This window comes from Tahibacter caeni (genome assembly GCF_024609805.1).
Lineage (GTDB): Bacteria > Pseudomonadota > Gammaproteobacteria > Xanthomonadales > Rhodanobacteraceae > Tahibacter > Tahibacter caeni.
This window is the reverse complement of sequence record NZ_JANFVR010000264.1, coordinates 1-6,852: the sequence shown is the minus strand read 5'-3', so window position 1 is coordinate 6,852 and position 6,852 is coordinate 1. Positions and strand designations below refer to the sequence as shown.

General features: G+C 69.9%; 4 protein-coding genes. 1 reads left to right on the top strand and 3 read right to left on the bottom strand.

Annotation, left to right across the window (positions count from 1 at the left end; all coding sequences use genetic code 11):
- Positions 1-602 (bottom strand): hypothetical protein (locus NON22_RS18150; protein WP_257388362.1); only part of this gene is annotated, 602 nt, incomplete at its 3' end.
- An 83-nt stretch (positions 603-685) separates the two neighbouring features.
- On the opposite strand from NON22_RS18150, the gene NON22_RS18145 reads away from it, so the two are divergent.
- Complete coding sequence (locus tag NON22_RS18145; RefSeq protein WP_257388361.1) at positions 686-1,855, top strand: hypothetical protein; 1,170 nt, start codon at positions 686-688, stop codon at positions 1,853-1,855.
- A 185-nt stretch (positions 1,856-2,040) separates the two neighbouring features.
- Here NON22_RS18145 and NON22_RS18140 read toward each other — a convergent pair whose 3' ends face one another.
- Complete coding sequence (locus tag NON22_RS18140; RefSeq protein ID WP_257388360.1) at positions 2,041-3,795, bottom strand: hypothetical protein; 1,755 nt, start codon at positions 3,793-3,795, stop codon at positions 2,041-2,043.
- Between the two features lie 476 nt (positions 3,796-4,271).
- Positions 4,272-6,852: TonB-dependent receptor domain-containing protein (locus NON22_RS18135; protein WP_257388358.1), on the bottom strand; the 2,581-nt coding region annotated here is incomplete at its 5' end.

The window sequence follows — 6,852 nt, the reverse complement described above, 5'->3', positions numbered from 1 at the left end:
CGCGGCGGCATGTCGAGCACGCTGACGACGGCGGCACCCTCGTCGAGCGCGCGCGCGAGCTGGGCCTTGGCGCCGGGCCGGAACACCACGGGCCGGCCGCTCAGGCGCTGCACGTCGCCGCCGCGCAGGCGGCCGTACCAGTAGCGCAGCGGCAGGCCCGGGTAGTCGGCGCGGTCCCAGCGCGCCGAGACCAGGCTCGCGTCGTAGCCGGCGCCGGCCAGGGTGCGGAACACCCAATGGCCGTGGCCGTGGTGGAAGCCGGCCGCGATGAAATGCGAATCGCGCGGCCAGGCGCCGACCTGCTGTACGTGCCAGGGCAAGGTGGAGCGGCGGCGGCGCAGCAGCGACAGATACAGGTCGGCCGTGTCCCAGAGGCAATTCAGCCGCACGTTCGCAGCGAAGGCCTCGCGGTCGCCGACGGCGAGATAGTCCGGCGCCGTGGCCGCGGCGGCCTGGGCCGGTTCGTCGAACGCGCTGCGCGAATGCCGGCTTAGCCAGCGCAGCCAGCGGTAGGCGAGGTTCCAGGGCAGTACGGCGGCCAGTGCCGGCGCGAGGAAGAATTGCCAGGCGTCGGGCAGCTGGGAGCGGAGCTTGGCGATCACGGGCAGCGCGGCAGTCGGACGAAACCCGAATGCTACACTCGACCGCTCCGCGCGCCGCAGCGGCGCTTGGCCGCAGGCCCCTCATGTCCGAACCCTTGCACAGTCCCGGCGTTCTCGCGCTGGAGCTTCCCGTCGGCGTCGCGCCGGCCCGCCACACCCTGACCCGCGACGAAGCCGACACGCTCGCGCGGCACATCGCCGACGATCTCGCCGCGCTGCTGCCGCGCGGCGAAGGCAAGGCCGGCGCCGAACAGGCCGACCTGCTCGTGCTCGGCGCGCTCTACGATCCGGTGCAGTTGCTGCGGCCCGGCTGGCCGCTGTTCGCGGCGCTGGCCGAGCTGACCCATCACGCCCAGGCCCTGCGCGGCGGCGAAGGCGGCCGTATCGTCGCGTTCGGCAGCCACGACGGCGTCATGCCGGGCCAGGACCTGCAGCCGCAGCCCGACGCGGTGCCCGGCGCGATGCTGCTGCTGCCGTGGACCTTCAGCGCCGCGCCGGACGTCGCCGAGGATCTCGGCACGCGCATGGAATCGGTGTTCATGGCGCGCGGAGAAGCCGGACCGCGCACGGCGGACTTCCTGATGCGCAGCCTCGGCGTCCCGCTGGAGCATGCGCGCTACCTGACGCGCCACGATCTCTGCGCGCTGGTCTGCACGCAGCTCGAGCACGCCGGCTATTCGGCGCTGTGGCAGATGCTGGAATTCGCGCTGCTGTATCCGCACCGCGAGGGCGAGGCGCTGACTTCGCGCGGCCGCCGCCTGCGCTTCGCCGCCGGCGAAGTGCACTGTGCGCTGCCGGCCTACGCGGACTGGGCGCGCGAATTCGCGCGCGACGACGATCCGGCCGAGCGCGCGACCGGCTACGCCGGCTGGCTGTTCGAGCTGCGCCAGTGCGCGGCTCTGCTCGCCGCGCACGGCCTGCCGCTGCGCTTCGACGGCAACGCCGGCGACGGCTCGCTGCCGGTGCAGGCCCTGGCCGAGGCCGATCCGGCCCTGCCGCGGCCGCAGCTGTTCGCCCATGAGGCGCGCGGCCTCGGCATAGTCGTGGTCAGCGTCGCCCAGGCCGTGCCGGGCGGCGGCGCGCGGCTGCTGGCGCAGGCCTGGCCGCTGGACCAGGCCGGGCTGGAGCACGGGGTGCCGCAGCTCGCGGCGCGCTACGGCGCCGAACCCGCGCTGCAGCGCCTCGGCCGCATCGTGCTCGATGCCGAAGCCCGGGAGCTGGCCGTCGTCGCGACGGCACCCGTGGTGCACTGAGCCGGAAACCCGGGCAGCGAACCGTCCCCAAAAAGCCGAAGGCGCGGAAATCCGCGCCTTCGTCCCGTCGAATGATCGGCGCTTCCCTGCACCGGAGCACACCGTGCGCATCCCGCACGCCGGGCCCGTCCATCGGTCGAGCGTCCTTGCGGCACATCCTTGTGCTGTGAAACTCCGTCGGAAGATCAGCGCAGGTTGAAGGCCCAGCCGCGGGTCCAGTCGTCATTGGCGTCGCGGAACGCGCCGATGTAGCCGACCGGCGTGAACCAGGTGTTGCTGGCCGCGGCGCCGCCGTCGAGCAGCGGGGAACCGGCCTTCGGCAGGTAGCCGTCGAGCATCGGCTCGCCGATCTTGTTGCCGCTCTGCGCTTCGTAGAACGCCTGCGCCGTCCACGGCGCGTCGGCCGCCTGGTTGAAGTTGGTCGTGCACTGGACCAGGTTGTGGTCCATGGTCAGGTTGCCGGTCAGCGCGCTCGGCGTACCGGCCGCGGCGAAGGTCGGCGCATTGGTGATGTAGACGCAGCCGTTCTTGAAGCCGGTGAACAGCGAGTTCTTGATGTGGCCGCCGGTACCTTCCTTGAAGTACACGCCGTAGCCGCCGTTGCCGCCGCCGATGAAGGTCAGGTTGGACACGGTCGGGATCGCACGCGGCGTGGCGTCCTGGTTCGCGTTCTGGTTCGACGCTTCGATGCCGTTGTCTTCGCCGAGGCCCTGGCCGTGCTGCAGCAGCACGTACTGGATGTTGCCGCTGTAGCCTTCATCCCAGTCCAGACCGTCGTCGCCGCCTTCGGTGACGATCGCGTACTTGACGTTGACGTTGCCGCCGAAGAACTCGATGCCGTCGTCCTTGCCGCGATAGGCCTGCACGTGATCGACCACGGTGCCGTCGCCGACCGACTGGAAGGTGAAGGAATTCACTTCGCGGCCGGTCGTGAAGATGTAGCCGGCATAGCGCGACTGCACGTACTGGATCACGCCCGAGCTTTCGTGCGGCTTGTCGCCGCCGTAGCGCAGGGTCGGATCGAATTCGCTGCGGCAGTCGAACGGCGTGGTCAGGCACTTGTTGTTCGGCGCGTTGCCCGAAACGACGATGCCGCCCCAGTCGCCGGCCTTCGGCGCCGTCGAGCCGACGCCGTCGGCCGGGCTCGTGAAGATGATCGGCGCGTACGGCGTGCCCTGGGCGAAGATCTGCGAGCCCGGTTCGACGTAGAGATAGTCGGCCGCCTGGCCCGAACCCGTGATCAGGGTGCCCGGCTCGATGTTCAGCTTGACCTTGGTGCTGTTGTCCGTGCCGACCTTGACGAGGCCCTTGAGCACCCAGGTCGTCTCGTTGGTCAGGGTCATGTTCGTGCCGATCGTGCCGGTCAGCTGGCAGGTACGGTCGGCGACCTGGGTCGTGCCGGCCGGGCAGCTCGTGAACTTGCGCTTCTGCACGCACTGCTGGTTGATCGTCGCGCCGCCGAGCGAGTTGACGTAGTCGGAGCTGGCGATCAGCGTCTGGGTCGAGTTCGGCAGGCCCGTCGCGGCGTCCGGCTTGACCGTGATCTTGAGTTCGCCGCAGCTCAGCAGCTCGACGTCGAGCTTGCCGTTGACGACCGGCGTCACCGCGCTCGGCCAGGTATCGCCGAAGCGGCCGCCGGTCGGCATGGCCATCGGTACGTCGGTCTTCTTGTACTCGAATTCCTTGACCTCGAAGTTGCTCGTGATCCAGGCCTGCTTGCCGGTCTGGTCGTAGGCCGCGCCGTAGAGATACAGAATGCCGCCGCCGTCCTTGCGCGGAATGAAATCGACCACCCAGCCGCGGCCGCCGTGCGTCGCGTCGGAATACAGGCCGTCGGTCGCTTCGGAGAAGCGGATCGCAGCGTTGGCGGCGGGAACCGCGAGCACCGCGGCGGCCAGGGCGCCCGCAAGCGCGCTCAGCTTAGGAATCGTGAATCGCATCGTTTCAACCCTCTGTCTGCACGGAACGAAGCGCCGGACGGGCGCGGTAGCCGCAAGAAAGTAGCGAGCCGGCGTGACGGTCTTGGTGCGGACAGATGACGCTTCGGAGTCAGCGGAAAGCCGGGCGTACAGTTCGCGTGAAAACGCCGGAGGGCGGCGGTTCGCCGGTCGCGGGACGCGCGGATGCCGAGGTTCGCGGCCGCCGGACGGCCGATGCCGGCAATTGCGCGGCGCTCCGGGCCTTCTCTCCGCAAGAGAGTCCCCGGCGAAAGGGCACCCGCGACGCACGGCGTCGAATCATTCGCGTGAAATTATTCGACGCGCGCGGCCGCGGCGAGGTTCGGCGGAGCGGCCTGCCCTCGCTGCCTCTTCGGTCCTTGCGGGAAGGCCGAAGAGGTGCGTGCTGAAAGCGCTGAGCGACGGCCGGTCCGATGCGCCGGCGGCCGCGCTCGGGCGGCCGCACGACAGCCACCGCTTCACTTCGGCTTCCACTCCAAGGTCAGCATCAGCGCGCGGCCCTTCTTGTACTCGCGCGTGGTCTCGTCACCCTGGCTGTAGCGCACGGCCGGGTCGAGCAAGTTGCGCAGGCGCAGCTTGAACGACCAGTCCTCGCCGAGCGCGCGGCGGTACTGGAAATCGAGCTGGCGGAACGCTTCCTCGTAGATGTCCGGCTGGCCGGCCACGCCGACGGCGGCGATGCGGCGGCCCGAGACGTTGAACAGCAGGGTCGCTTCGCTGCTGCCGTCGCCGGCCTGATGGCCGAGCTGCAGGTTGGTCACGTACGGCGACTGGCCCTGCATCGGCCGTTCGAGATTGGTCTGGAAGCTCGCATCGAGCGGATCGAGCGTGATCGAGGACTTGATCCGCGCGTAGTTGAAGCCGACGCTCCAGTTGGCCCAGTCGCCGTGGATGTGGCGGAACACCGGCCAGTCGGCGACGAATTCCAGTCCCTTGCTGACGTCGAGCTCGATGCCGTAGTTGCGCGCCGACTGCGCGTTGTCGAGGCTCAGCAGCACGCCGGAGCCCGGCAGGCGCGTCTTCTCGATCGGGTTTTCGAATTCCTTGAGGAACGCGCCGATCGAGAACGCTTCGACCGGCGAGAAATAGTATTCCCAGCGCAGGTCGTAGTTGCGGATGCTCGCCGAGACGAGTTCCGGATTGCCGACGACCTGCACGTCGAGCAGCGGATCGAGGTACGGCGCCGGCGACAGTTCGCGGAAGTCGGGCCGCGACAAGGTCTTGGAGAAGCTCGTACGCAGCTGCGCGTTTTCGCTGTAGGCCCAGGTGAGCGCCGCGGCCGGCAGGGTCGAGCGCGTGTTCTCGCCGGCGACGACCGGCGGCGCCTCGGGATTGGACAGCGAGAACGTCGTGACGGCCTGGTCGTTGCGCTCGCGCCGCGCGCCGAGCGCGATGCGGTACTTCTGCGCGATGTTCGCGTCGACGCCGAGGAAGAACGCGGTCAGGTCCTGGCGCGCGAAGTAGTTGTCGGTCGGCAAGGTGGATTCGGTCAGCACGAAGCCGTCTTCGCCGATGTGGTCGGGGCTCAGCACCTCGTCGATCGGCAGGGCGAGCACGGCCGGATCGCGCGCGATCGGACCGGCCGCGCTGAACGAGAAGCTGCGCAGGCTCGCGTCGCGGTTGCGCTCGGTGCGCTCGCCGCCGAAGGCGAGGTCGAGCGTGGCCGTGTCGAAGTCGAACGGCAGTTTGCCCTTGACGCTGAGATCGCGCTGATAGTCGGACAGCTCGGCCCAGGTGGTCTGGTTGGAATCCGACCGCTGCGAGAACGACAGCGAGCCGTCCTGGGCGCGGTCGTAGCGGTACTTGCGCGTGTCGGGCTCGTCGCGGTTCGCGCGCGCCCAGGTGTACTGCCAGTCCAGCGACAGGTCGTGCGCGGCCGGGAACAGATGGTTGCCGCCGAGCTGCTGCGCGAACAGCTGGTTCTCGGTCCAGCGCAGCTCGGTGAAGCGCGCCTGCTGCTCGTCCTGTATGCCTTCGGACAGCTTGGTGCGGTCCTCGCTCTGGCGCAGCAGCACGCTGGTCGCGCTGAGGCGGTGCTGCGGCGTGATCTCGTAGCCGAGATTGAGGAATGCGGAGAAATCCACATTGCGACGCGTGTCGTCGATCGCGAGTTCGTCGGCCGGCTCCAGGCCGGCCGAGGACGCCTGGAAGGTGCGGCGGACTTCCTCGTTGCGGTCCCAGGCGTCGTTGTAGCGCAGCGCCGCGGTGAAGCCGAGCTTGGAAGTCTCGCCGAGCTCCCAGCGGTTGCCGACGGCCGCGGAGAAGCCGAGGTCGGGACTCAGGGTTTCGCGCTTCACGCCGTAGCCGCCGGCGGCCACGTCCTCGCCGTAGCGTTCGAGTTGGGCCGGCGTCGCACCGTTGGGGTTCAGCGGCGTCTGCGGCCGCAGCACCTGGCCGCCGGCCGTCGCCGCCGCGAGCGAGTCGGGCAGCTCGCGCGTGCCGTCGTCGTGGCCGGCCCAGTCGCGGCCGCCGCCTTCGTAGGTGTAGCCGTCCTGGAAGCTCGTGCCGTCCTGGTAGCCCAGGGTGCCGTTGATGCGCACGAAGAACTTCGACGGCACGTCGCGCGTGCGCAGCAGCACTGCGCCGCCGCCGAATTCGCCGGGCATGTCCGGCGTATAGCCTTTCTGCACGACGACGCCGTCGAGCAGGTCGGTCGGGAACAGGTCGAGCGGCACGACGCGGCGCGTCGGGTCCGGGCTCGGAATCGGCGCGCCGTTCAGCGCAACGCTGGAATAGCGCTCGCCGAGGCCGCGCACGTAGACGAAGCGTCCGTCGACGAGGGTCAGGCCGGTCACGCGCTTGAGCGTGGTCGCGGCGTCGGAGTCGCCGGTGCGCGCGATCTGCTCGGCGCCGAGGGTTTCGGCCACGACCGGCGCGGCGCGCTTCTCGTCGAGGTACAGCGCTTCGCCGCCGCGCTGGAAGCTGCCGCGCACGTCGACCCCGCCCAGGCGCTGCGTGCCGTCCGCAGCGGCCGGCGCGTCGGGACTGACGCCGACGTCCGGCGAGATCGCCGCATCGGCCGAGATCGGAAGAGCACAC

Excerpts from the sequence above, each read along its gene's own strand:
- NON22_RS18140 (WP_257388360.1), bottom strand. The coding sequence starts at position 3,795 with ATGCGATTCACGATTCCTAAGCTGAGCGCGCTTGCGGGCGCCCTGGCC.
- NON22_RS18145 (WP_257388361.1), top strand. The coding sequence starts at position 686 with ATGTCCGAACCCTTGCACAGTCCCGGCGTTCTCGCGCTGGAGCTTCCC.